This window comes from Brevibacterium sp. SIMBA_078, assembly GCF_046534565.1.
In the GTDB taxonomy this organism is placed as follows: Bacteria; Actinomycetota; Actinomycetes; order Actinomycetales; family Brevibacteriaceae; genus Brevibacterium.
Genome location: NZ_JAWRYQ010000005.1, coordinates 175109 through 200295, shown reverse-complemented (window position 1 = coordinate 200295; position 25187 = coordinate 175109). Strand labels below are relative to the sequence as shown.

Genomic DNA, 25187 nt, shown 5'->3' with positions numbered 1-25187 from the left:
CGGGGTGATTCCCCGCCGCGCTTAAGCGATAATGGGCTGGTGCACAACTATCGTGATGAAGGCATCGTGCTCCAGGGGCACAAGCTCGGCGAAGCTGACCGCATCGTCACCGTGCTCACTCGCAGCCACGGCCTCGTCCGCGCCGTCGCAAAGGGGGTGCGCCGGACGAAATCGCGGTTCGGCTCCCGTCTCGAACCCTTTATGCTCGTCGACCTGCAATGCCACGTCGGGCGCAGCCTCGACATCGTCACCCAGGTCGAACTCGTCGAACCCTTCGCCCGCGGAATCGCCACGGACTTCGATGTGTATTCGGCCGCCTCGGTGATGGCCGAAACGGCACGCAGCATCACCGAAGCCGAACCCCAGTCCCGCACGCATTTCCTCCTCCTCGTCTCTGCCATCCGTTCGCTGTGCAACCGCGAACACCCGCCGAGGCTGTCCCTCGATGCGTACCTGCTGCGCGCGATGTCCGTGGCCGGGTGGGCACCGAGCCTGCTCGACTGTGCCCAGTGCGGGAACCCCGGACCCCACCGCGCGTTCTCCGCAGCATTGGGCGGAGCCGTGTGCACGAACTGTCGCCCCTCCGGTGCGGCGCTGCCCGACACCGATGCGCTCGAACATATGGCCGCGCTCCTGTCCGGCGACTGGGAACGAGCCGAGGCCTCCGACCTGCACGATCAGATCGACGGGTCGAAGCTGGTCTCGGACTGGGTGTCCTGGCACCTCGAGCGCAATATCCGATCACTGAGAGTTCTGGAGAGCACATGAACTACCCCGCACCACCGGCCCACCCCAGCGGAGCGAGACCTCCGCGCATCGACGCGAAGTTCGTGCCCAAGCACGTCGCGATCGTCATGGACGGCAACGGTCGGTGGGCGAATCAGCGGGGGCTGCCGCGCACGGAAGGACACAAGGCCGGGGAGGCGTCGCTGCTCGACGTCATCCACGGCGCGATCGAGATCGGCGTGGACTATCTGTCGGCGTATGCGTTCTCGACGGAGAACTGGAAGCGCTCACCCGAAGAGGTGCGCTTCCTCATGGGATTCAACCGTGATGTCATCCGCCGCCGTCGCGATGAGCTCAACGCCCTGGGCGTGCGGATCGTGTGGTCCGGCCGCCGCGGTCGGCTGTGGCGTTCGGTCATCGACGAACTCGAGACCGCGGCGGAGATGACGAAGGACAACACCGGTCTCGTGCTCCAGTTCTGCGTGAACTACGGAGGACGCTCCGAGATCGTCGACGCAATCAATGAGATCACCGCCGAGGTGGCCGCCGGGAAGCTCAAGGCCGGCAAGGTCTCGGAGAAGACCGTCCGCTCCCGCCTCTACGCACCCATCGTGCCCGACGTCGATCTGTTCATGCGGTCCTCGGGGGAGCAGCGGACCTCGAACTTCCTGCTCTGGCAGTCCGCCTACGCCGAGATGGTCTTCCAGGATGTGCTGTGGCCCGACGTCGACCGACGCACCCTGTGGGCGGCGATCGAAGAGTACGCCCGCCGTGACCGTCGCTTCGGCGGCGCCGTCGACACCCCCTCGGCCTGACGCGGAGTCGTGAAGCCCTGGTCCGCGACCACGGGCGTCTGAGTTTCGCCCACCCAGCGGGGCGCAGCTTCCATGCGGGGCAAGGTCGCTGCGACCAGTGCGGCGCGACGTCACTGTGAAGGGTCCCCAATTCGGCACATCTGCGTGCAGGGACTCGGGGGTCTGGGCCTGTGTGAATGAGGGTTCTCAGCTTGGTGACACTGCACCAGCTCGGTGCTGGGACCAAGCTGATGCAGTGTCACCAAGCTGCTGAGAGCAGCAGGCTCTCTGACACCGGGCACAGCTGACAAAAACGGCCCCGCAGCGTAGATGCTGCGGGGCCGTTTCAGGTTCTCACTTCTGCGCAGACATTTCGGTCGAGCGCGTCAGTGCGACGGTGATGCCGCCGGTCGGATCAGTAGTGATCGCGGGAGCGGTCATTCCGTCCGCCGAACTTCTTGCCGCCTCGGCGATCGTTCCGGAAGTTGCGGCCGTCACCGGGTTGCTTGTCGAAGTTGCGCTTCTTGAACGCGCGTCCCGGGCGTCCGGAGTCCGGACGGATGTCGATGGGACGGCCCTGGATCTCGGTGTGGGAGAGCTTGCGCAGCACCGACGGGTCGAGGTCCTTGGGCAGGTCGACGAGCGTGTGGTTCGAACGGATGTCGATATGGCCGATCTGCTTCGAGGTGATTCCGCCTTCGTTCGCGATCGCACCGACCACGGCGCCCGGCTGCAGGCGCTCGTTGCGTCCGAGGGCCAGACGGTAGGTCGTCATGTTCTCGTCACGGGCGCGTCCGCCGCGACCCGGACGGCCGCCGTCACGACCGCCGTCGCGGTCACGGCTCTGACGGCGTGCCGGTTCGGGCATCGGCTCGGCCTTGAGCGTGTTCGACTCGAGGACGAGGGAGGCCAGAGCGGCGGCGATGTTCGACGCCGGCACATCACGGGAGAGCGAGTACGCCTCGATGACGTCGGTGAGTTCGGAGAGTTCGGTCTGCGCGAGCACATCGTCGATGCGCTTCGTGAACTTCTCGACGCGAGTGTTCGTCAGCTCTTCGACGCTGGGCAGGGTCAGCGGTTCGACCTTCTGCTTCGTGGCGCGTTCGATCGAGCCGAGCATGCGCTGCTCGCGCGGAGTGACGAAGAGGATCGCTTCACCGGAGCGTCCGGCACGACCGGTGCGGCCGATGCGGTGGACGTAGGACTCGGTGTCGTGTGGGATGTCGTAGTTGACGACGAGAGTGATGCGCTCGACGTCGAGGCCGCGGGCGGCCACATCGGTGGCGACGAGGATGTCGATCTTGCCTTCGCGGAGCATGTCGATCGTGCGCTCACGTGCCTGCTGCGGGATGTCGCCGTTGATCGCGGCGGTCTTGAACCCGCGGGCGCGCAGCTTCTCGGCCAGCTCCTCGGTGGCCTGTTTGGTGCGCACGAACATGATGATGCCCTCGTACTCCTCGACTTCGAGGATCCGGGTCAGCGCATCGAGTTTGTGCGAGTGCTGAACCATGAAGTAGCGCTGGCGGATGTTCGCACCGGTCTGCGACTTCGCGGCGATCCGGACTTCCTTCGGGTCGTTCAGGTACTTGCCGGTGATCCGGTGGATCGAGGACGGCATGGTCGCCGAGAACAGGGCCACCTGACGGTCGGGACCGACCTGGCTGAAGATCTCTTCGATGTCTTCGGCGAAGCCCATCTTGAGCATCTCGTCGGCCTCATCGAGGATGAGGTGCTTGAGGCTGCCGAGCTTGAGTGATCCCTTCTTGAGGTGATCGATGACACGACCGGGGGTGCCGACGACGACCTGCGCGCCACGACGCAGACCGGCCAGCTGCGGGCCATAGGCCTGACCGCCGTAGATGGGGAGCACGGAGAAGTCGGACAGCTCCGTGGCGTAGGAGGTGAACGCCTCGGCGACCTGGATCGCGAGTTCGCGAGTGGGGGTGAGTACGAGTGCGAACGGGCCGTCGTCGGCGCGCCCCGCCTCGGCGAGGTCGGACAGGGCCGGCAGGGCGAAAGCCGCGGTCTTGCCGGTTCCGGTCTGGGCGAGCCCGATGACGTCACGGCCCGACAGGAGGGTCGGAATCGTCTCGGCCTGGATGGGGGTGGGGATCTCGTAGCCCTGCGCCTCTACGGCCTTGAGCACGAGCGGGTGAAGCCCCAGTTCGGAGAATCTCGGAGTGGTTTCGTCGTTTGCGGACACATCGGTCATGAGTGATCTCTCTCACGTCGGCACACACTTGATCGCAGATGACTGTAGTGGCGATCTACCCTGCGGCCGCTTGTGCAATCATCGTGAGCAATCCGGGCCGAAACCGTAGTGATCCAAGAACTCGCTTGGACAGACGTGAAGACGTCGGTACGGAGAAAGGTTTGGGTGTACCCCCAAGTCTACATGCCACACCCTCGCCGAGGCGGTCCTGGAGTGGGAATCCGAGTGTGAGATCAGTCGCCTACCGTGGGCTCCTTCCGTCGTCGAGGGCGGGCGTCGGGGTGGGCCTGGTCGGTATCGCGCCGGTGTTGAGGAAGCGACGGCGTGACCAGTTAGGCTGGTACCTGCGAGCCACGGCAGCCGGCCGTCGGCGAACTGAAACAAGGAGAGAACTAGTGGCACAGTCCAAGTTGGATGCCGTTATCGCCCTGGCCAAGCGCAGAGGATTCGTCTTCCAAGCAGGAGAGATCTACGGCGGTTCCCGCTCGGCATGGGACTACGGACCGTTGGGCGTGGAGCTCAAGGACAACATCAAGGGCCAGTGGTGGCAGCAGTTCGTGCGCGGTCGCGAAGACGTCGTCGGCCTCGACTCCTCGATCATCCTGCCCAAGCGCGTCTGGGAAGCCTCCGGCCACGTCGCTACCTTCGTCGATCCCCTCGTCGAGTGCCTCAACTGCCATAAGCGCCACCGCGAGGACCACCTCGTCGAGGCGTATGAGGCGAAGAACAAGAAGGCTCCGGAGAACGGAATGGCCGATATCGTCTGCCCTGACTGCGGCACCCGCGGTCAGTGGACCGAGCCGCAGGAATTCTCCGGTCTGGTCAAGACCTTCCTCGGACCAGTCGACTCCGAAGCCGGACTCCATTACCTGCGTCCGGAGACCGCGCAGGGCATCTTCGTCAACTTCAACAATGTGCTCACCGCTGCCCGGAAGAAGCCGCCGTTCGGCATCGGCCAGATCGGCAAGGCCTTCCGCAACGAGATCACCCCCGGCAACTTCATCTTCCGCACCCGCGAGTTCGAGCAGATGGAGATCGAGTACTTCGTCCACCCGGACGAGGCCGACGACTACTACAAGCAGTGGGTCGAAGACTGCTGGTCCTGGTTCCTCGATCTCGGCATCTCCGAGGACAACGTCCGCCGCCTCGACGTTCCCGCCGAGGACCGTGCGCACTACTCGGCCGGCACCATCGACATCGAATACCGCTTCGGCTTCCAGGGATCCGAGTGGGGTGAGCTGATGGGTGTGGCCAACCGCACCGATTACGACCTCGGCACCCACACGGAGGTCTCGGGGGCGAAGCTGCAGTACTTCGACCAGGCCAGCGGAGACCGCTACACCCCGTATGTCATCGAACCCTCCTTCGGCCTGACCCGGTCGATGATGGCCTTCCTCGTCGAGGCCTACAGCGAGGACGAGGCGCCGAACACGAAGGGCGGCGTCGACAAGCGCGTCGTGCTCAAACTCGATCCGCGCCTGGCTCCGGTCAAGGCTGCGGTGCTGCCGCTGAGCCGCAACGAGAAGCTCACCCCGGCGGCGAAGGATCTCGCTGCGACGCTGCGTCGACGCTGGAACATCGACTTCGACGATGCCGGCGCCATCGGCCGTCGCTACCGTCGCCAGGACGAGATCGGAACGCCGCTGTGCATCACCGTCGACTTCGACACCCTCGATGATCAGGCAGTGACGATCCGCAAGCGTGATGACATGAGCCAGGAACGCGTGAGCATCGATCAGGTGGAGAAGTACCTGGCCGACCACCTCGCCGGAGCCTGACCCCAATTACTACCTGACGGCGGCCCAGCAACCTGGCGCCAGGTTGCTGGGCCGCCGTCAGGTAGTTCTGATGATGACTGGCCGCCTCGGTGAGCACCAGCCTCCATCCCGCCCTGGTCGACCGCCCCGCATCATTCCGGTCAGCCGTCCCTGAAGGACCGCCATGCATATGACGTCCCAGCACGAGCCGAAGGCCTCGCCGAAGGTTCGCCTGATCATGCTCGCCTGCCTCATCCCGCTCATCGTCGTCACGATCGTCGGACTGTTCGTGCTGTGGCCGTCGGGGCCCGACAAGGACCTGCCCGGTGGCGGGCCGACGACGAACACGGCCGAGGGGATCACCGATACGAAGGTCACCGTCACCGCCGTCGATGCTTCGGACTGCGACCCGGGGGAGACGGACCCGATGGTCCGCGCCGACTGCACGACGTACACCGTGGAGGCGAACGGGCAGGAAGGCAGCCTCTACGTCACCCCCGACGCGCTCAAAGCCGGCGTCGACGTAGGGGACAGGATCAAGGTCCTCGACTTCACGCAGTCACCGGATCGGGCGGAGATGGGCACCGACTATGTGTTCATCGATTTCGATCGCAACGTCCCGATGCTCACCTTGGCGATCGTCTACGCGATCGTCGTCCTCCTCGTCGCCGGTCTGCGGGGACTGCGTGCACTGATCGGACTCGGATTCGCCGGTGCTGTGCTGTTCGTCTTCATGCTCCCGGCGATGCTCGACGGCAAACCGCCGGTGCTGGTGGCGATGGTCTCGGCGAGCCTGATCATGGTCATCGCGCTCTACCTGGCACACGGAATCTCGACGCGGACGTCGACGGCGCTGTTCGGAACGGTGCTCGGCATCGTCATCACCGGCATCCTCGGCGCGTGGATGACGTCCTGGGCGAATCTGGGGATCGCCTACTCGGAGGACGGGTACCTGCTGGTCGATACGACCGATCTGGGGATGACCGACATCATCGTGTGCGCAATCCTCATCACCGGGCTCGGAGTGCTCAACGACGTCACGATCACACAGGCCTCGGCGGTGTGGGAGCTGGCAGCCGCTGCCCCCGAGATGAAACCCGGTCAGCTGTTCTCTCGGGCGATGCGCATCGGGCGTGACCATATCGCCTCGACGGTCTATACGATCACGTTCGCGTATGTGGGCTCGGCGCTGATGACGCTCATCATCGTCTCCGCGCACGATCAGCCGCTGTTCGACACGTTCACTCTCGGGGACATGTCGGTCGAGGTGGTGAGCATCCTCGTGTGCTCGATCGGTCTGGTCATCGCGATTCCGCTGACGACCGGACTCGGTGTCCTCGTGGTGAAATCGGGAGTGCGCCCACCGAGGCGGCCCACCGGGTCCGCGAGTGCGTCCGTGCCGGCAGCGCCGAGCAGAGAGACGAGCGAACTTGCACCGGACGAGGCATCCGAGGCAACGGCCGGAGCCGCGGAAGAACGCACAGGACCAGCACCCACCGACCCAACGGAGGTGCTGCCGCCGCTGACCCGTCGCGAGGCCCGTGAACGTGACCAGAACCGCTGAACTTCGCCCCGGAACTACCTGACGGCGGCCCAGCAACCTCGCGCGAGGTTGCTGGGCCGCCGTCAGGTAGCAATTGGGGTCAGAACATTGTCCAGGCTTCCTGCAGGACGCCGCGGATGATCTGCTCCATCTCGTCGAACTCGTTCTGACCGACGGTCAGCGGAGGCGAGAGCTGGATGACCGGGTCGCCACGGTCATCGGCGCGGCAGTACAGACCGCTGTCGTACATCTTCGCCGACACGAAGTTCTTGAGAATCCGCTCGGACTCCTCTTCGGTGAACGATTCCTTCGTGTCCTTGTCCTTGACGAGTTCGATTCCGTAGAAGAATCCCTCACCGCGGACGTCACCGACGATCGGCAGGTCCTTGAGCTTCTCGAGCGTGAACTTGAACGCCGCAGCATTCTCGTGCACGTGGTCGTTGAGCTTCTCCTCTTCGAAGACGTCGAAGTTCGCCATCGCCGCGGCACAGGCGACGGGGTGACCGCCGAAGGTGTAGCCGTGGTAGAAGGTCTCGTCTCCGTCGGGGCCGAAGGGCTCGAAGAGCCGATCGGAGGCGATCATCGCCCCCAGCGGTGCATAGCCGGAGGTGATGCCCTTGGCCGAGGTGATGATATCGGGAACATAGCCGAAGTCGTTACAGGCGAACATGTCGCCGATGCGACCATAGGCGCAGATCGTCTCGTCCGAGACCAGCAGCACATCGTACTCGTCGCAGATCTCGCGGACCCGTTCGAAGTACCCGGGAGGCGGCGGGAAGCAGCCGCCGGAGTTCTGCACAGGCTCGAGGAAGACGGCCGCCACGGAGTCGGCACCTTCGAACTCGATGGCCTCACCGATGCGATCGGCGGCCCAGCGGCCGAAGGCCTTCTCATCGTGGGCGAGGTGCTCCGGCGCCCGGTAGAAGTTCGTGTTCGGCACTTTGTGCGCACCGGGGACCAGCGGAGCGAACTGCTCCCTCAGACCCGGCAGCGAAGTCACCGACAGCGCACCGTGCGGGGTGCCGTGGTAGGCGGTGGCCCGCGAGATGATCTTGTGCTTGCCGGGCTTGCCGACGAGCTTGAAGTAGTTCTTCGCCAGCTTCATCGCCGACTCGACCGAGTCGCCGCCGCCGGAGGTGAGGAAGACCCGGTTGAGATCGCCCGGCGCATAGCTGGCCAGACGTTCCGAGACCTCGATCGCCTGCGGGTGCGCATACGACCACAGCGGCATGAACGGCAGCTTCAGCGTCTGGTCGTACATCGCCTTCGCGATCTGCTCACGACCGTGGCCGACCTGAACGGTGAACAGGCCGGCGAGACCGTCGAGGTACTTCTTGCCCTTGTCGTCGAAGATGTGGTGGCCCTCGCCGCGTACGATGACCGGCGCCTCACCACCGTTGAACAGTGCTTGGTGTGGTGACATGTGCATCCACACGTTGTTGCGGATGGCATCCTGATAAGGAGTGCCGGCCCTGGTGACATTGTCTGTCATCGCGTCCCCCAGTTGTATTTCTGCTTTTCGAGTGAGAGGTACATGAAGAGCTCCGTATCCACGACGGCATCGATCGAGCGGAGCTCCTCATTGACGAACTCGATCAGATGCCGATCCGATTCACACACGATCTCGACCAGAAGGTCGAACGAACCGGCGGTGACGACGAGGTAGTCGATTTCGTCGTAGTCGTGCAGCTTCTCGGCGACCGCGGAGATGTCTCCGCGGACCTTCAGCCCCACCATCGCCTGCCGCGCGAATCCCAGACTCAGCGGGTCGGTCACGGCGACGATCTCCATGACGCCCGAATCGATGAGCCGCGACACTCGCTGGCGCACGGCGGCCTCGGACAGGCCGACGGACTTGCCGATGGCCGAATAGGATTTCCGTCCGTCGTGCTGCAGCTCAACGATGATCGCCTTAGATTTCTCGTCGAGATTCCCCAGTCGGGAACCGCTGCCGTTCGGCAGAAGCGGGTCCATTTCTCACCTCCGTGATGTGCGTCTCAGAACAATCTACCACCGAATCTGCTGAAATGCGCTGTGGAGTATGCGAATTCCGTCGAAACTGAAAATATTTGGTTCTGGATTCGTCAATATCGCCGAGGCGGCCGACGGGTATCCGCGCCTCGTGCCGTTACCGGCGCGCCCGGGTCCGCCGCTGGCAACCGCCCGAAACCGCCGCAGGCAACCACCCGGATCCGTCGGCACCTGATCACCCGAACCGGTTGTTCGCCGACCACCCGAAGTGGCGGTTCGCCGAGTGCCGGGGCTCGACGTCGGCGGTCGTCGATATCCCTGTTGCGAAGGACTGCGAATCGCCGCTGCGAAAGCCCGCGGATCCCCGCAGACGCGCGGATCGACAGGCCGTCGACAACACGCGCATCGACAGTGATTGACAGTATGTGAGCGAGATCACCACACTGGGATCATGAATGAGGGTGAGCTGTTCTACAGCGGCGACGACAATCGCCCGGATGTGTACGGGATGCGTCCCGGAGCCGAGCAGGGGCAGGCCGGCAAAGAGGTCAAGGCGCGTTCGCAGCCTGTTCCCGGCGAAGTCGATACGATCGGCGCGAACGAACTGTCGTTCAGCGCCGAGGAGTACCTTGGGCGGATCGCCTCGGTGCGCAACAGGATGCTCGACCAGGGCCTGGCCGCGCTCATCGTCACCGACCCGGCGAACATCTACTACCTCACCGGCTACAACGCGTGGTCCTTCTACACCCCGCAGCTGCTCTTCGTGCCCTCGTCGGGACCGATGACGCTGTTCATGCGCGATATGGACGCGCGCGGTGCCTCGCACACCTCCTGGCTGCCGCCCGAGGACATCGTCGGCTATCCCGAACGCTATGTGCAGCGTCCGCATATCCACCCCTTCGACTGGGTCGCCTTCGCCCTGCGTCAGCGCTGGGAGGTCGCCCGTGCCTCGACGATGCCGGTCGGGGTGGAGATGGATTCGCATTTCTTCTCCCCACGAGCCTTCCGGGCGCTTGTCAACGGGGTGCCCGAATGGCGCCTCGTCGACTCCTTCGAACTCGTCAACTGGATCCGCGCGGTCAAATCTCCGGCGGAGATCGCGCTCATGCGCAAGGCCGCGAAGGTGACCACGGCTGCCATGGATGCGGCGCTGGGCACGATCGGCGTCGGCGTCGGTCAGAACGAAGTGGCGGCCGCGATCTCCGAAGCCCAGACCAGGGGCGGCGACGGAGTCTGGGGTGACTATCCCTCGATCGTCCCGCTCATGCCCACCGGCGAAAGCGCGGACACCCCGCATCTGAGCTGGACCGACCGGAAGTTCGAACGCGACGAATCGGTGAGCATCGAACTCGCCGGAGTCCACCGCCGCTACCATGTTCCGCTGGCTCGCACCGCGGTGACCGGGCGACCGAAGCAGGAGCTCGTCCGCCTCGAAGGCGTGGTCGCCGAGGCGCTGTCCGCGGTCCTCGACGTCGCCGCTCCCGAGGTGCCCACCGCGGAGCTCGCCCGCACCTGGAACCGCGTGCTGGCTCTGTCGGGGTTGGAGAAGCCCAGTCGGCTGGGCTACTCGATCGGGATCGGCTACCCGCCCGACTGGGGTGAGCGGACGATCTCGATCCGCACCGAGGACGAGCAGATCCTCGAGGCGGGAATGACCTTCCACCTCATCGGCGGAATGTGGATGAACGGCTACGGAATCGAGCTGTCGGAACCGGTGCTCATCACCGACAACGGCTGCGAACCGTTCACCAATTTCCCGCGCGAGATCATCCGCGTCTGAGGTCCTCCGCGGTCACGCCTCGTGCGCATCCCGCCTGCCTCAGCACTCTCCGCCCGCGTCCTGGAGCCGGAGTCTCCGCCGTCGATCAGACGAAGAACTGGATCCACAGGCCGAGAGCGAGGGCGTTGATCCCCGCCACCGCGAGCGCCCGGCCCTGCACCCAGGCGATGTCCTGCGCCGAGGCGGCCACCGACGAATCGGCGATCTGCACGGCCATCGCCACCCGTGGGGGAGCGGCGAGAGCGGCCAGTGATCCTGCCGCGTTTCCGGCCGCGACGACCGGCAGAGCCGAGACGTGCGATGATGCGGCGGCCGCGGTCAGGGTGCCGGTGAACATCGAGTTCGCTCCTGTGTTCGACCCGGTGAGCACCGCTCCGATGGAGTTCAGCCACGGAGTCAGCAGGATGAGTCCGGCCGGCAGCAGGGAGCCGATCGCCTCGCTCATCCCCGTGGTCGTCATGATCCAGCCCATGAGCATGAACGCGGCGGTCCCGACGCCGATGGGCACCCAGGAACGTATGGCCGCAACGGTGACTTCGCGTCTGCTGGCGACGGCGAAGGCGGCGATGAGGCAGGCGGTGGCCAGCCAGAACGGGGGAGAGACGATGATCTGCGTGAGGGGCGAGGGCAGCACGGCGTGCAGGGCCCGCGCCAACAGCAGCCCGACCGTGAGCACCCCGTAGGGCAGAACCGCCACGCCGAGGCGACGCGTCAGCCCCGTGGCTCTCTTGCGGATCATGAACAGCGCACCGACGAGCAGGATGACGATCAGCGATCCGATGATCCCCGACGGGGCCATGCCGATGACAGAGCTGGAAGCGAGGATCCCCGCCCACATGAGTGCGCCGGAACCGATGATCCCCAGCGCCGAGGGGGCGGACGGTCGCATGACCGCGACCACCGCGATCGCGACGATGATGACCGGAATCGCATTGATCCACGCCGTGGCCAGGCCGAGTTCGTCGACATCCAGCCCGGCGAGCGCCGCCGCTACGGTGGTGCCGGGTCCCAGGGCACCCCATGGGACGGCGATGAGCCCGAGGAGGCCGAGGATCGCGGACTGCCGCAAAGTGCAGCCGAGGTGACGCAGGATCGGCACCCCGACGGTGACACCGATGCCGAAGCCGGTGACCGATTCCGCGAAGGGCACGATGCCGAACACGACGAGCGCGACACCGAGCGGGCGGCCCGGTGACAGCGACTCGACCCAGGACGAGATCTGCGACATCGATCCCGCGGACTCGAGCAGCCGGGCAAGCAGCATGCCGAAGAGCAGGATGAGCGCGACCTCGAGGATGAGCGGAAAGTAGTCGATCCCCGATTCCACCAGCACCGAGGCGGGAGTGGGGAAGACGAAGGCGACGAGACCGGCCGCGAGCACGGCGCCCGCGAGAGCGGCGACCCAGGAACTCTGCTTGAGCAGGAGGAGGACGATGGCAATGAGGATCGGGGTGAGAGCCAGCACTGCCGCCATGGGGTGAAGTTTCCTTTGTGAGATGTGATTCTATGATCCAAGAATAGAATATGATGCTCCAATGGCGAAAGAAGAGGATCTCGGCGCACGTGTCTTCGGCGCCCGCATCAGAGCTCGGCGCAAGTACAACAACCTCACCCTCAACGAGCTCGCGGTGAGGGCGGGACTGTCGCGTGCCGCTCTGTCGAAGATCGAACGGGGCGAGCAGGACACATCGGTATCGAACGCCATGGGCCTCTCCCGCGCCCTCGGCGTCGACGTCGGCGAACTGCTGGCCGCCCCGGAAGTCACCATCACCCGCAGCGAGGCGATCCCCACGACCTCGACCTTCGGCAAGGGGGTCTGGCGGCGGGATCTGCCATCGGCGATCGAGAACATGGAGGTCGTGCACTACCGTCTCGACCCGCGCAGCGAGACCTCGGCCTTCGCCGCCCACCGCAGCGGATCGCGTGAGAGCTTCTTCGTCCTCAAAGGCAGCATCGAGGTCGTCACCATCGACCGTCGTACGACCCTGTACGCCGGTGACTGCGCCCAGGCTCCCGGGGACGTTCCACACCAATTGGCCAACCCTCACGACGAGCCCGCCGAACTCATGCTCATCATCGTCTGACCCCGCCGCACCCCTTCTTACTACCTGACGGCGGCCCAGCAACCTCGCGCCAGGTTGCTGGGCCGCCGTCAGGTAGTAAGAAGGGGTGGTCTTGACCCGGCGAGCTGCCTCGGCGATCATTGTTATGTTCCATTTCCGACGAAAGACGTCTCTGCTGTGAAGTGAATCCTCATACCGTGACTTGCGGGTGCCACGGGCCCGCAACGCTTCTGCGTACACGAAATGAGGACCCTCATGCCTGCAGCAATCACTGTGTCCGAACTGGACTACCGCCTCGGCGACGATACCGAGATCTTCTCCCGACTCACTGCCACCATCCCTGCCGACCTCGTCGGACTCGTCGGCGACAACGGGATCGGCAAATCCACCTTCGCCCGCATCCTCGCCGGTCGACTGCGCGCCTCGGCAGGAACCGTCACGGGTGCCGATGGCGCCGTCTACATCGATCAGCTGCTGCCGCATTCGACGCAGCGGGTCGACGCCGCACTGGACATCGCCCCCGTCCGGCAAGCACTGGGCCGCGCCCTGTCCGGAAAAGCGACCGGGGCCGACTTCGACCTCATCGGCGACGACTGGGACATCGAAGAGCGGGCCCTGGCTGCGCTGTCCGAACTCGGTCTGCAGCTGAGTGTCAGCGACCTCGACCGGAGTCTGAGCAGCTTCTCCGGCGGGCAGGCCACGCGCATCGGACTGGCTCGAGCGGCACTGGTCGGTGACACCTGGCTGATCCTCGACGAGCCGAGCAACAACCTCGACGAGGACGGACGGGCTCTGCTGACCACGCTGCTCACCGAACGGCGCGGACCGACCCTGGTCATCTCCCACGACCGCACGCTGCTGTCGCAGATGACCTCGATCATCGAGATGACCGACCGACTGCGGGTCTACGGAGGGAACTTCGACGACTACGAAGCCATGGTCGCCGCGGAAGAGGAGGCGAAGCAGCAGAAGGTCACCGACGCGAAGAAGTCCCACCAGATCGAGAAGCGTCAGCGGATCGAGCTGGAGACGAAGCTCGCTCGCAGCGAGCAGAAGGGGGCGAAGGACAAACTGAATAGGCGTCGTCCCCGGATCGCAGCAAACGCTATGGCTCACTTCGCAGAGAAGTCAGCGGCCAAACGACGCGGCGACAAAGCCGCCGACGAAGCCGCGGCCCGGGACGAACTCACCAACGCCAAGGATGCGCTGCGCCGGTCCTCAAGCGTCCGCCTCGACCTGCCGGACACCCAGGTTCACGCGACCAAACGGGTCCTCGAGATCTCCACGGCCGCCTCGGCGAAGTCCGAACGACCGCAGACGATCGTCGGTCCCGAACGGATCCGACTGACCGGACCGAACGGGGCAGGCAAGTCGACCCTGCTGGCCGCGATCCTGGCGGCTGCCAACGGCCAGGACGGCCAGAACAGCCAGGACGGACTGGACGAGGACACAGGCGACACAGCCGGGGGAGATGCAGGGGCCGAAACCGGTCCGCCGATCGCCGAACTCTTCGGCGACCTCGACATCACCGTCTCCGCACCGACGGCTCACCTCGACCAGCAGTATCGACTGCCGGGGGAGCTGACGGTGATGGAGGCGGTGCGATCAGGCAATCCGCAGCTCGACCCGCACCGCGTCCACGAGGTGCTCGCGGCCATGGGCCTGCGCGCCGGACGCACCGGCCAGATCTGCCAGACCCTGTCCGGTGGGGAGCGCTTCCGCGTCGCCCTGGCCTCAGGACTCCTCCAGGACCCGGCCCCGCAGCTGCTCATCCTCGACGAACCGGGCAACAATCTCGACCTGTCGTCGCTCGAAGCGCTGGTGACCGCTCTCGAAGGATTCGGCGGGGCCATGGTGATCGTCACCCACGACGACCGGCTCGCCGCCGAACTCTCCGTCGACACCGAATGGGACGTGCGGGAATTTCTGCGCACCGAAGTCGTTGAGGTGAACGGATGAGCCGGAACGATAGCGGGACGCCGGGCTTGCGCCGGCTTGGAATCCGAACGCGATCGAGTGAGGAGAGGCAGACGAATGTGCGATTTTGACTTGACTGGGATAATGGTTGCGTGAGTGTCATCAGCCCTGCCCCAGAAACCGCATCCCCGAAGCCCGAAACAGCCCTGCGCATCGGGCCCATCGAGCTGTCCTCGCCCGTCGTGCTCGCGCCCATGGCCGGAATCACGAACACCGCCTTCCGCCGCCTGTGCCGCGAATACGGAGCCGGCCTGTACGTGACCGAAATGGTCACCACCCGGGCCTTGGTCGAGCGCAATCCGAAGACGATGCGCATCATCCACCACGAGCCCTATGAGACTCCGCGCTCCGTCCAGCTCTACGGAGTCGACCCGGTGACCATGGGCCAAGCCGTGCGGATGCTCGTCGAGGAGGACCGCGCCGATCACATCGACCTCAACTTCGGCTGCCCCGTCCCCAAGGTCACCCGCAAGGGCGGCGGCTCCGCGCTGCCGTGGAAGCAGGACCTGTTCAAGTCCATCGTCACCACGGCCGTCACCGAGGCGGCCCGCCGGGACGTACCCGTGACCGTGAAGATGCGCAAAGGCATCGACGCCGACCACACGACCTTCCTCGACGCCGCCGAGACCGCGCGCAACGCCGGCGTCGCCGCTGTCGCGCTGCACGGCCGCACCGCGGCCGATCTCTACTCGGGGACCGCGGATTGGGACGCGATCGCCCGGCTCAAGGACCACCTCGGCGACACCGTTCCGGTTCTCGGCAACGGTGATATCTTCGCCGCGGAGGATGCCCTGGACATGATGGCCAAGACCGGCTGCGACGGCGTCGTCATCGGGCGCGGCTGCCAGGGACGGCCGTGGCTGTTCGGCGACCTCGCGAACGCGCTGAACGGCAGCGAGGAGCGCCACCGTCCCGGACTCGCCGAGGTGGCTCGTGCCGTGTACAAACACGGCGAATACCTCGTCGATCACTTCGAGGACGAATTCCTCGGCGTCCGTGACCTGCGCAAGCACATCGCCTGGTACTTCAAGGGCTACCCCGTCGGGGGTGAGCTGCGCAGCCAGCTGGCCATGGTCTCCTCGCTCGAGGAACTCGCCGGACTGCTCGACCAGCTCGACAAGACCGCGCCCTACCCGGGAGAAGCCGCCGAAGGGTCCCGCGGCCGCACCACCCGGCCGAAGAAGCCGCACCTGCCCGAAGGCTGGTTGGACTCCCGCATCTTCGATCCCAGCGGGAAGTCGCTGCTGTCGGAGGCCGAACTCGACATCTCAGGAGGATGAGAATGCCCTTCGACACTCACCCACACACCTCGGTGGGGACGGGGACCGTGGCGGTCTACTCGTCGTGGGACCAGGAGCGGTGGGTGAGCGAACCGGCGAAGAATCCGCGGCGCTCGGCTTTCCAGCGCGACCGAGCCCGCGTCCTCCACTCCTCGGGACTGCGCCGCCTCGGCGCGAAGACCCAGGTCGTGTCCCCGGGCACGGACGATTTCGTCCGCACCCGTCTCACTCACTCCCTCGAGGTCGCCCAGGTTGGCCGCGAACTCGCCCGCTACCTCGGCTGCGATCCCGATATCGTCGACACCGCCTGCCTGTCCCACGACCTCGGTCACCCTCCTTTCGGCCACCACGGTGAGACGATCCTCGACGCCCTGTGCGCAGACATCGGCGGCTTCGAAGGCAATGCCCAGACCCTGCGTCTGGTCACCCGGATCGAACCGAAGGTCATCGCCGATGACGGTCGCCCGGCCGGCCTCAACCTCTCCCGCGCGAGCCTCGACGCTCTGACGAAGTACCCGTGGCCCCGAGCCGAAGCCACGGCCGGTCGCCGCGACTCCGGGGTTCGCAAATTCGGTGTCTACGATGACGACCGGGCTGTCTTCGACTTCTACCGCGACGGCATCGACAACGGCCAGAAATGTATCGAAGCCCAGGTCATGGACTTGGCCGACGACATCTCCTACTCCGTCCACGACGTCGAGGACGCCATCGTCGCAGGCCATCTGGAGCTTGCCGAGTTCGCCGCCGATGAGCGGCGGGCCGAACTCTTCGACATCACCCGCCAGTGGTACCTGCCGGACACCACCGATGCGGAGATGGACAAGGCACTCGGCCGACTGCAGGCCGCCGCCTACTGGCCCAAGGAGTCCTTCGACGGATCCCGACGCGCTCAGGCCGGCCTCAAACACATGACCAGTCAGCTCATCGGGCGCTTCGTCGGCGCCGCGGAATCCGCGACCCGTGAGGAATTCGGCTGGGAGCCCCTCGCCCGATACTCGGCCTCACTCGTCGTGCCCGAGACGACCACCGTCGAGATCGCCGTGCTCAAAGGCATGGCCACGCTGACGGTGATGGTCGCCGAGGATCGACTGCGGCTGCATGACATCCAGGCGGCGGTCATCAACGAACTCGCCGAATGGTATTCGCAGTCACCGGACAAACTCGATCCGATGTTCCGCGCCGACCACGCCGAGGCCGCCGACGACTCCGCACGACTGCGCGTCATCGTCGACCAGATCGCCTCCCTGACCGACCATTCCGCCTGGGCCCTGTACCACCACCTCAACGCCGGAGCGGAGGATCGGCTCTAGACCATGGCCGGACTCATCAAACGCGAGGACATCGACGAACTGCGCAGCCGCACCCGCATCGACGAGGTGATCGGGGAATTCGTCACCCTCAAGACTGCGGGCATCGGATCGCTGAAGGGACTGTGCCCGTTCCACGACGAGAAGACCCCGTCATTCACGGTCCGCCCCCAGGTCGGGATGTACCACTGCTTCGGCTGCGGAGAGTCCGGAGACGTGTTCACCTTCCTGCAGAAGGTCGAGCAGCTCAGCTTCGTCGAAGCCGTCGAGACGTTGGCCGGCAAGGCCGGAATGCACCTGCGCTACGAGGACGGGAAAGGGCCGGACCGAGAGCAGGCCAGCCGCAGGCAGCGGCTGCTGGAGATGCACGAGGTTGCGGGGCGCTTCTTCGCCCAGGCTCTCGAGTCCGAGGCCGGGCAGATCGGCCGCGAGTTCCTGTCCGGCCGCGGCTTCCCCGCCGAGTCGAGCCGGGGGTTCGGCATCGGGTTCGCCCCGAAATCCTGGGATGCCCTGACGAGCCATCTGCGCAAGGCCGGATTCACCGATGAGGAGATCCTCGCCGGCGGCTTGGCCAGCGAGGGCGGTCGTGGAATCTACGACCGATTCCGCGGTCGGGTGATCTGGCCGATCAAGGACATGACGTCCCGGACCATCGGCTTCGGCGCCCGCCGACTCTATGACGACGACAAAGGTCCGAAGTACCTCAACACTCCCGAGACCGCTCTCTATCACAAGAATCAGGTCCTCTACGGACTCGACCTGGCGAAGAAGTCCATCGCGAAGACCAAGCGCGTCGTCGTCGTCGAGGGCTACACCGACGTCATGGCCGCCCACCTCGCCGGAGTCGACCAGGCTGTGGCCACCTGCGGCACGGCCTTCGGCGCCGAACACGTGAAGATCATCCGTCGTCTCCTCGGCGACGACCCGACCGGACAGGTGATCTTCACCTTCGACGGCGACGCCGCCGGTCAGAAGGCTGCGCTCAAGGCCTTCGAATTCGAGAACCTGTTCACCGCCCAGACCTTCGTCGCCGTCGAACCCGATGGCCTCGACCCCTGTGACCTGCGCATGCAGAAGGGCGACGCGGCCCTGCGCGAACTCATCGACGGCTGCAAGCCGCTCTTCGAGTTCGTCATCACCACCGCGATCTCCCGCTTCGACCTCGACACCGTCGAAGGACGGATCTCCGCGGTCCGCGCTGCTGCCGAGGTGCTCACCGACATCCGCGACCGCAACAGCCTCTCCCACTACTACCGGTTCGTCGCCGGACGCATCGGCGTCGATATCGACGAGGTGGAGGCCGCGGTCCGCACCGCCGCCCGCCAACCGAAGCAGAACCGTCAGCCCGCCGAGGCGCCCGCCCGCCAGTCGTCGTATCGCGACGGCCCACCGCCGGCACCGAGCGCACCCGCACCCTCGACCGCGGCGGCGCCCGGTCCGGGCCACGGACCTGATTCGGGGCAGGGGACCGGTCCCAGAACCGAGCCGGGGACGGCCCCGTCCGGGGGTACACGCGGGCCCGCTCCCGCCTCGGCGGGGGAAGTCTCCGATGAACGCAGCATCGAATACGTCTACGACGAACGCCCCGACGTCTCGAACCTCTCGGCCCCGATCAGCCCTGCCCGGCTGAAGACGGAGAAGGGGGCTCTCATGGTCGCCCTCCAGCATCCGGAGGTGGTCAATGCGAAGCTCTTCGACTCTCTGTCCGCGAAGGCCTTCGAACACCCCGGATACCGGCGGATCCAAGAGGCGATCAAACGGGCCGGAGGACTGGGTGCGGCCGGCACGGCTCAGTCGAAATGGGCCGAACGCGTCCTCGACGCTGCTGCCGAGGACCTCAAGCCCTATGTGGCACAGCTGCTCGTGACCCCGCTGCCGGTCATCGAGGGAGACGGGATCGATCGGTTCGCCCGCGGGATCGTCGCCCGCCTCTTCGACTACGATCTCGAACGCATCGCCAAGGAACTCCACTCTCGTCTCCAGCGCCAGGACACCTCCGATGGAGCGGGTCAGGCAGCACTGCTCGGTCAGCTGCAGACCCTCGAACAGCACCGGGCACGGCTGAAGATGCTCATGTAGAAGACTGCGCACAGTGAAATAGTGCACAATTGCAGATTTGCAGTTGGTGAAAGTTTGCATGTGATGCAAAATGTACCTATGCCCGCTGAAGAATCCCTGCGCTCGAAAAAGGCGCGACTGACTCGCAACGCCCTCCACGAGGCGGCGATCACTCGTGTGCTCGAAGACGGCTTGGCCTGTGCCACCGTGGCGACGATCGCCGCCGACGCCGGGGTGTCCACTCGCACCTTCTTCAACTACTTCGAGACGAAGGAGGACGCGATCGTCGGCCTCGGAGCCGATGTCCGCGTCGATGAGAGCATCGCCTACGACTATGTCCACAGCCCTGCCGGACTCGACTCGCTGGCCGAGGACACGGCGCGCTTCGTCCGCGAAGCGCTGCTCGTCGGCTCCGTCGACCCCGAACTTCCGGCTCGGCGCCGGCGCCTCTTCGCTCTCTACCCGGAACTCGTGAGCAAGAGCTTCGACCGGGCAGAAGAACTCGAAGAGATCGTCACCGGGCACGTGCTCGACCGACTGCGCCACCTCGGCCAGGAGTTCTCCTCCGAAGACTCCGCCTGGCGCAGCGCACGAATGCTCACCCAACTCTGCCGGGTCCCGCTCAACCACGCGGGACAGGTGATCAAAGCCGATCCCGAGGCGGTCGAGGACAAAGGCGGAACCCAAGCGATCTTCGAAGACTCCCTGAGCCTGTTCCGCAAGGTTCTGGACCGACTGCCATGACGAAAGCTGTGATGAGAAGCAACCACGAAACCGATGAGACGACGATGACGGCAACCACCTCGAAGAACTCCGCTCCTGCGGGACCCGACGCACAGACAGAGCCGATGGCCACCTCGGCGATCATTCTGCTCTTCGTGGGCCTGATGATCGCGATGTTCATGTTCTCGCTCAACCAGACGGTTCTGGCCACCGCACTGCCGACGATCGTCGGCGAACTCGACGGCGTCGACCAGATGCTGTGGGTCTCCACCGCATTCATGCTCGCCTCGACGATCATGATGCCCGTCTACGGCAAGGTCGGCGACCTGTTCGGACGCAAGCCGCTGTTCATGTTCGCCATCTGCTGCTTCCTGCTCGGCTCGGTATTCGCCCTCATCGCGAATGAGATGTCGACGCTGATCTTCGGTCGCGTGCTCCAGGGCATCGGCGGCGGCGGAATGATGATCCTCTCGCAGTCGATCATCGCCTCCGTCGTCCCCGCCCGCGAACGCGGCAAGTACATGGGCATCATGGGCTCCGCCTTCGCCGTGTCGTCCGTGGCCGGACCGCTGATCGGCGGCTGGCTGACCGAGGGACCCGGCTGGCGCTGGGCCTTCGCCATCAACTTCCCGTTGGGCATCATCGCCCTCATCGCCGCCGCCGTGTTCCTCAAGGTGCCCGAGCACACCAAGGGTGCAGGCCCTCGTCCGAAGATCGACGTCATCGGCATGGCGCTCATCTCGATCGTCACCTCCTGCATCGTGCTCACCTCCGCCTGGGGCGGACACGACTACGAATGGGGATCCTGGCAGATCAACGGCCTCATCGTCACCGGCGTGATCGCCGCAGTCGCCTTCGTCTTCGTCGAGCTCAAGGTCAGCGAACCGGTCATCCCGATGCACCTGTTCACCAACCGCGACTTCCTGCTGTGCACGATCGCCGGTCTCTTCGTCGGCATCGGCATGTTCGGTGTGCTCTCCTATATGCCGACCTACCTGCAGATGGTCCACGGGATCGATGCCACCGTCGCCGGTCTGATGATGGTGCCGATGATGGGCACCATGCTCGTGTCCTCGACGCTCGTCGGGTTCATCGTCTCCCGCACCGGCAAGTACAAGAAGTACCCGCTGACGGGCATCCTCATCATGGCCGCCTCGCTCGTCCTGCTGTCCCAGCTGAAGGCAGAGAGCTCGGCCTGGGAGACCATCGGCTGCCTGGCGCTGCTCGGACTCGGCCTGGGCCTGAGCATGCAGACTCTCGTCCTCGTCGTCCAGAACGCCTTCCCGGTGTCCATGGTCGGCACCGCGACCGCGTCGAACAACTACTTCCGCCAGGTCGGTGCCACCCTCGGTATGGCCTTCATCGGATCCGTGTTCACCCAGCGCCTCATGGACAACATCAAATCCGGAATCACCGAGATCGCGAAGGCGGCCCCACACGGCCACATGCCCAAGGTCTCCTCGACGGGGCTGACCCCGGAGATCGTGTCGAAGCTGCCGGAGCCGATGCACTCGCTCATCATCACCTCCTACAACGACGCCCTCGTGCCCCTGTTCCTGTGGGTGGCTCCGCTGGCCGTCCTCGGTTTCGTCTTCCTCTGCTTCCTGCCGAACACTCCGCTGGCACAGACCCTGAAGAACGAACCGGCGAAGCGCGAGAGCCTCGACGTCGAAGCCGAGCGCGCGGGTGTCGTGTCCGCGCCGGTTTCCACCCCGGCAGAGACTTCATCAGTTAGTGTGGCAGAAAGCCCACTGTCCAAGGAGCCGAGGAATGACGGTACTGACCATACTCAACTCACCCGGGACCGAGATCCCCGCACTGATCACTGATCTGGGGGAGCGGGACGGGATCGAACTGCGCATCGCCGAGGCATCGACCCTGTCCCAGGCGCTGCCCGGCACCGATGTGCTGCTGATGTGGGATTTCTTCTCCACCGCGCTCAAGGATGCCTATGGCAGCGCCGACAGGCTCGAGTGGGTCCATGCCGCCGCGGCGGGCGTGGACTCTCTCCTCTTCGATGAGCTCGTCGATTCACCGGTGACCGTGACGAACGCCCGCGGGATCTTCGACCGCCCGATTGCCGAGTTCGTCCTCAGCTACATCCTCATGCACGCGAAGAGCTCGATCGGCTCGCTCGACGACCAAGCCGCGAAGAAGTGGAACCGCCGGTCGACGCGCGATATCGCCGGCACCAAGGCTCTCATCGTCGGCACCGGAGCGATCGGCCGGGGCATCGCACGCCTGCTGAAGGCCGTCGACATCGACGTCACCGGAGCCGGATCGCGCGCCCGCAGCGGCGACGCCGACTTCGGTGAGGTCATCGACTCCGCCACCCTGCCCGAGCACGTGGCCGGGTTCGACTGGGTCATCGACATCGCACCGCTGACGGGGAAGACGGAGAGGCTCATCGGCGCCGAGGCGTTCGCCGCCATGGACGACACCGCCGTGTTCATCAATGTCGGGCGTGGAGACACCGTCGACACCGACGCACTCGTCACCGCGCTGCGCGACGGGCAGATCGGCGGGGCCGGACTCGACGTCTTCGACGAAGAGCCGCTGCCCGCAGGCCATCCTCTGTGGTCGATGGACAATGTGATCATCACCCCGCATATGAGCGGTGATACCGACGGGTGGAGAATGCGACTGGCCGAGCAGTTCCACGCCCTGTTCGAACAGTATCTGGCCGGGGAGCAGTTCCCGCACACCGTGGACAAGCAGCTCGGGTACGTGCGGTGAGCCAGGCCGACGACCCCGCGGCACAGAGGGTCTTCCTGGCCAGGGTGATCGCCGAACTCATCGCCGTGCGCCGTGCCCGTCTGCTGAGCATGCTGGTGCTTGCCTTGGCGATGCTCGTCGCCGGACTCGGGGCCGCCCTCCAAGCCCAAGGCGATCGCATCGATGCGGTGCTGCTGTTCTCGGCGTTCAGCCTCATCATGATCGGCATCGTCTGCGCGCTGGGCGCGATCATCGCCTGGACGCGGATCAACCGGGACGTGCTCGACTCGATCGCTGCGTCGCGACCGGCCCGTGCCAAGGCGCCGCGGACGCGGAACGCCGGACTCGCCGTCGCAGTCGGCTTCGCCATCGTCGGGATCCTGTTCGGCATGCTGCTGTGGGCCGAGACTCCGACCCTGGCCGGCGCCGTCGTCATCGCCTGCCTGCTGCTGGCCTGCCTGGGTCCCATCTGGGCGAATGAGCTGGCGAATGCCGATGACCGACTCGCCGTCATCCTCGACAGCGACGACGATCTGGCGGAGCGATTCGCCACCTTCACCCCGATCTGGCTGCATGAGGCCATGGAGTCCGACGCCGCGAAGTAGGCAGAACACCTCGTTGCCGGCAGAACCTCCCGTTCCTACGGGAGGTTCTGTCATTTTCGAGAGATTTCGGCGGGAGGTGTAGGGCGTGGCACTGCCAGTGAATGACGAAAGCGCCCGGAGTCGGAAGACTCCGGGCGCCTGTCTCAGCCGGTCACCGAACGCTCATCCGAACGGTTCGGTGGGCCGCCTCGGCGATATCAGGGAAAGGCCGGAACGTCGACGTCGGCCATCTTGGCCACGCAGCGCACGACCTGGCAGGAGTAGCCGAACTCGTTGTCGTACCAGACGTAGACGACGACGCGGTCCTCATCGACGATCGTGGCCAGACCGTCGACGACACCGGCCCGCTTGGAGCCGACGAGGTCGGTGGACACGAGCTCGGGAGAGGTGACGTAGTCGACCTGGTTGCGCAGCGGCGAATGCATCGACACTTCGCGCAGGAAGGTGTTGAGCTCGTCGACGGTGGTGGCGTTGTCCAGGTTGAGGTTGAGGATCGCCATGGACACGTTCGGGGTGGGGACGCGGATCGCGTTGCCCGAAAGCTTCCCGGCCAGCTCAGGCAGAGCCTTGGCCACGGCCTTGGCGGCACCGGTCTCGGTGAGGACCATGTTGAGGCCGGCTGCACGGCCGCGGCGGGAGCCCTTGTGGAAGTTGTCGATGAGGTTCTGGTCGTTGGTGAACGAGTGGACTGTCTCGACGTGGCCGTTGCGGACACCGAACTTGTCGTTGATGGCCTTGAGCACCGGGGTGATCGCGTTCGTCGTGCAGGATGCGGCCGAGACGATGGTGTCCGTGTCGAGGATCGCGTCGTCGTTGACTCCGAAGACGATGTTCTTCACATCGCCCTTGCCGGGAGCCGTGAGCAGGACCTTCGACGCACCGGGGCAGGCGAGGTGCTTGGACAGGCCCTCTTCGTCGCGCCACTTTCCGGTGTTGTCGACGATGATGGCGTCGTCGATTCCGTAGGCGGTGTAGTCGACCTCCGAGGGGTCATTCGAGTAGATGACCTGGATGAGGGTGCCGTTGGCCTGGATGGTGCTGTTCTCTTCGTCGACGACGATGCTGCCGTCGAACGCGCCGTGCACCGAGTCGCGGCGCAGCAGGGAGGCGCGCTTGACGATGTCGTTCTCCCCATTGCGGCGCACCACGATCGCACGCAGACGCATACCGGTTCCACCGGCGCGATCGATGAGGATGCGGGCGAGCAGGCGGCCGATGCGACCGAAGCCGTAGAGGACGACGTCGCGGACCTCGCCCTTGCCGGACTGCGACTGAACGACCTCGGCGAGCTCGGCGGCGAGGAAGGCGTCGACATCGGCGTTCGGGTCATCGAGCTTCTCGATGAGGCGGCCCAGATCGATGCGGGCCGGTGCCAGGTTGAGTCCCGACAGCGCCTTGACGATGCGGTGGGTGATCTGGATGTCGAGCTCTTCGCCGAGGAAGTGGCGAGCGTAGCGGTGCGCCTTGATCATGCCGGTCACCGACTTGTTCAGCAGCGACCGCCCGAACAGGGTCAGCAGAACGTCGTTCTCACGGTACAGGCGTCCGACTAGCGGAATGAGTTCTTCGGCGGCGGTCTGCTTCTTCGCCCAATCGTCCAGGCGAGCAGTCGTAGCGTCAGTCAAAGGTCGTGTCCCCTCGGTCAGTGATAACGGATGCGCCAACAGTCTACCGTC

Annotated in this window: 19 protein-coding genes; 14 read left to right on the top strand and 5 right to left on the bottom strand. The window is 65.4% G+C overall.

Annotated elements, in window-relative coordinates; all coding sequences use genetic code 11:
• Positions 1-39: 39 nt before the first annotated feature.
• Together recO and SB749_RS17935 are read left to right on the top strand one after the other, a co-directional pair.
• Entirely contained in the window at positions 40-768 is a 729-nt protein-coding gene (gene recO, locus SB749_RS17940) for a DNA repair protein RecO (protein ID WP_262774816.1), read from the top strand.
• Positions 765-1541: an isoprenyl transferase gene (locus tag SB749_RS17935; RefSeq protein ID WP_410711493.1), complete on the top strand. Its 777-nt coding sequence runs from the start codon at positions 765-767 to the stop codon at positions 1539-1541. The genes recO and SB749_RS17935 overlap by 4 nt, the downstream gene beginning before the upstream one ends.
• 394 nt (positions 1542-1935) lie before the next feature.
• Here SB749_RS17935 and SB749_RS17930 read toward each other — a convergent pair whose 3' ends face one another.
• A complete protein-coding gene (locus tag SB749_RS17930; RefSeq protein WP_410711492.1) occupies positions 1936-3732 on the bottom strand; it encodes a DEAD/DEAH box helicase in 1797 nt (598 codons plus the stop codon).
• A gap of 395 nt (positions 3733-4127) precedes the next feature.
• Between SB749_RS17930 and SB749_RS17925 the strand changes: the two genes are divergently transcribed.
• Both SB749_RS17925 and SB749_RS17920 read left to right on the top strand, forming a co-directional pair.
• The gene (locus SB749_RS17925; protein ID WP_264798821.1) at positions 4128-5510 is read left to right on the top strand and encodes a glycine--tRNA ligase; all 1383 of its coding nucleotides are present in this window, start codon (positions 4128-4130) and stop codon (positions 5508-5510) included.
• 169 nt (positions 5511-5679) lie between these two features.
• Positions 5680-7053 (top strand): YibE/F family protein, encoded by a 1374-nt coding sequence (locus SB749_RS17920; protein ID WP_410711491.1) that lies wholly within the window; start codon positions 5680-5682, stop codon positions 7051-7053.
• A gap of 79 nt (positions 7054-7132) precedes the next feature.
• Here the strand turns inward: SB749_RS17920 and SB749_RS17915 are convergent, their stop codons facing one another.
• Positions 7133-8524 carry an aspartate aminotransferase family protein gene (locus tag SB749_RS17915; RefSeq protein WP_410711490.1) on the bottom strand — a complete coding sequence of 464 codons (1392 nt, stop codon included), beginning with the start codon at positions 8522-8524 and terminating at the stop codon, positions 7133-7135.
• The gene (locus tag SB749_RS17910; protein WP_101547408.1) at positions 8521-9006 is read right to left on the bottom strand and encodes an Lrp/AsnC family transcriptional regulator; all 486 of its coding nucleotides are present in this window, start codon (positions 9004-9006) and stop codon (positions 8521-8523) included. The genes SB749_RS17915 and SB749_RS17910 overlap by 4 nt, the downstream gene beginning before the upstream one ends.
• Before the next feature lie 448 nt (positions 9007-9454).
• Here SB749_RS17910 and SB749_RS17905 point away from each other — a divergent pair, with 448 nt between their 5' ends.
• The gene (locus tag SB749_RS17905) at positions 9455-10783 is read left to right on the top strand and encodes a M24 family metallopeptidase (protein ID WP_410711489.1); all 1329 of its coding nucleotides are present in this window, start codon (positions 9455-9457) and stop codon (positions 10781-10783) included.
• Positions 10784-10868: 85 nt separating this feature from the next.
• Here SB749_RS17905 and SB749_RS17900 read toward each other — a convergent pair whose 3' ends face one another.
• Positions 10869-12257, bottom strand: coding sequence for an L-lactate permease (locus SB749_RS17900; RefSeq protein ID WP_410711488.1), 1389 nt, complete (start codon positions 12255-12257; stop codon positions 10869-10871).
• Positions 12258-12318: 61 nt separating this feature from the next.
• Here SB749_RS17900 and SB749_RS17895 point away from each other — a divergent pair, with 61 nt between their 5' ends.
• The 9 genes from SB749_RS17895 (at position 12319) to SB749_RS17855 (ending at position 23511) form a co-directional block, all read left to right on the top strand.
• Positions 12319-12867 (top strand): helix-turn-helix domain-containing protein, encoded by a 549-nt coding sequence (locus SB749_RS17895; protein WP_410711487.1) that lies wholly within the window; start codon positions 12319-12321, stop codon positions 12865-12867.
• A gap of 234 nt (positions 12868-13101) precedes the next feature.
• Positions 13102-14805 carry an ATP-binding cassette domain-containing protein gene (locus tag SB749_RS17890; RefSeq protein WP_410711486.1) on the top strand — a complete coding sequence of 568 codons (1704 nt, stop codon included), beginning with the start codon at positions 13102-13104 and terminating at the stop codon, positions 14803-14805.
• A 110-nt stretch (positions 14806-14915) separates the two neighbouring features.
• Positions 14916-16103, top strand: coding sequence for a tRNA dihydrouridine synthase DusB (dusB, locus tag SB749_RS17885; RefSeq protein WP_410711485.1), 1188 nt, complete (start codon positions 14916-14918; stop codon positions 16101-16103).
• A 2-nt stretch (positions 16104-16105) separates the two neighbouring features.
• Complete coding sequence (locus SB749_RS17880) at positions 16106-17413, top strand: deoxyguanosinetriphosphate triphosphohydrolase (RefSeq protein WP_410711484.1); 1308 nt, start codon at positions 16106-16108, stop codon at positions 17411-17413.
• A 3-nt stretch (positions 17414-17416) separates the two neighbouring features.
• Positions 17417-19489 (top strand): DNA primase, encoded by a 2073-nt coding sequence (gene dnaG / locus SB749_RS17875; RefSeq protein ID WP_410711483.1) that lies wholly within the window; start codon positions 17417-17419, stop codon positions 19487-19489.
• A gap of 78 nt (positions 19490-19567) precedes the next feature.
• Positions 19568-20212 carry a TetR/AcrR family transcriptional regulator gene (locus SB749_RS17870; protein WP_410711482.1) on the top strand — a complete coding sequence of 215 codons (645 nt, stop codon included), beginning with the start codon at positions 19568-19570 and terminating at the stop codon, positions 20210-20212.
• Between the two features lie 11 nt (positions 20213-20223).
• Complete coding sequence (locus SB749_RS17865; protein WP_410711481.1) at positions 20224-22020, top strand: DHA2 family efflux MFS transporter permease subunit; 1797 nt, start codon at positions 20224-20226, stop codon at positions 22018-22020.
• Positions 21962-22927, top strand: a complete 966-nt coding sequence (locus SB749_RS17860) for a D-2-hydroxyacid dehydrogenase (protein WP_410711480.1) — start codon at positions 21962-21964, stop codon at positions 22925-22927. The genes SB749_RS17865 and SB749_RS17860 overlap by 59 nt, the downstream gene beginning before the upstream one ends.
• Positions 22924-23511 (top strand): hypothetical protein, encoded by a 588-nt coding sequence (locus tag SB749_RS17855; protein WP_410711479.1) that lies wholly within the window; start codon positions 22924-22926, stop codon positions 23509-23511. Before SB749_RS17860 ends, SB749_RS17855 begins: the two co-directional genes overlap by 4 nt.
• 197 nt (positions 23512-23708) lie before the next feature.
• On the opposite strand, the gene SB749_RS17850 is transcribed toward SB749_RS17855, so the two are convergent.
• Complete coding sequence (locus tag SB749_RS17850) at positions 23709-25136, bottom strand: glyceraldehyde-3-phosphate dehydrogenase (protein ID WP_139467387.1); 1428 nt, start codon at positions 25134-25136, stop codon at positions 23709-23711.
• Positions 25137-25187: the final 51 nt, after the last annotated feature.

Excerpts from the sequence above, each read along its gene's own strand:
- SB749_RS17915 (WP_410711490.1), bottom strand. The coding sequence starts at position 8,524 with ATGACAGACAATGTCACCAGGGCCGGCACTCCTTATCAGGATGCCATC.
- SB749_RS17880 (WP_410711484.1), top strand. The coding sequence starts at position 16,106 with ATGCCCTTCGACACTCACCCACACACCTCGGTGGGGACGGGGACCGTG.
- SB749_RS17865 (WP_410711481.1), top strand. The coding sequence starts at position 20,224 with ATGAGAAGCAACCACGAAACCGATGAGACGACGATGACGGCAACCACC.
- SB749_RS17870 (WP_410711482.1), top strand. The coding sequence starts at position 19,568 with ATGCCCGCTGAAGAATCCCTGCGCTCGAAAAAGGCGCGACTGACTCGC.
- SB749_RS17895 (WP_410711487.1), top strand. The coding sequence starts at position 12,319 with ATGGCGAAAGAAGAGGATCTCGGCGCACGTGTCTTCGGCGCCCGCATC.
- dnaG (WP_410711483.1), top strand. The coding sequence starts at position 17,417 with ATGGCCGGACTCATCAAACGCGAGGACATCGACGAACTGCGCAGCCGC.
- SB749_RS17930 (WP_410711492.1), bottom strand. The coding sequence starts at position 3,732 with ATGACCGATGTGTCCGCAAACGACGAAACCACTCCGAGATTCTCCGAA.
- SB749_RS17935 (WP_410711493.1), top strand. The coding sequence starts at position 765 with ATGAACTACCCCGCACCACCGGCCCACCCCAGCGGAGCGAGACCTCCG.
- SB749_RS17900 (WP_410711488.1), bottom strand. The coding sequence starts at position 12,257 with ATGGCGGCAGTGCTGGCTCTCACCCCGATCCTCATTGCCATCGTCCTC.
- SB749_RS17890 (WP_410711486.1), top strand. The coding sequence starts at position 13,102 with ATGCCTGCAGCAATCACTGTGTCCGAACTGGACTACCGCCTCGGCGAC.
- SB749_RS17910 (WP_101547408.1), bottom strand. The coding sequence starts at position 9,006 with ATGGACCCGCTTCTGCCGAACGGCAGCGGTTCCCGACTGGGGAATCTC.
- SB749_RS17860 (WP_410711480.1), top strand. The coding sequence starts at position 21,962 with ATGACGGTACTGACCATACTCAACTCACCCGGGACCGAGATCCCCGCA.
- SB749_RS17905 (WP_410711489.1), top strand. The coding sequence starts at position 9,455 with ATGAATGAGGGTGAGCTGTTCTACAGCGGCGACGACAATCGCCCGGAT.
- SB749_RS17920 (WP_410711491.1), top strand. The coding sequence starts at position 5,680 with ATGACGTCCCAGCACGAGCCGAAGGCCTCGCCGAAGGTTCGCCTGATC.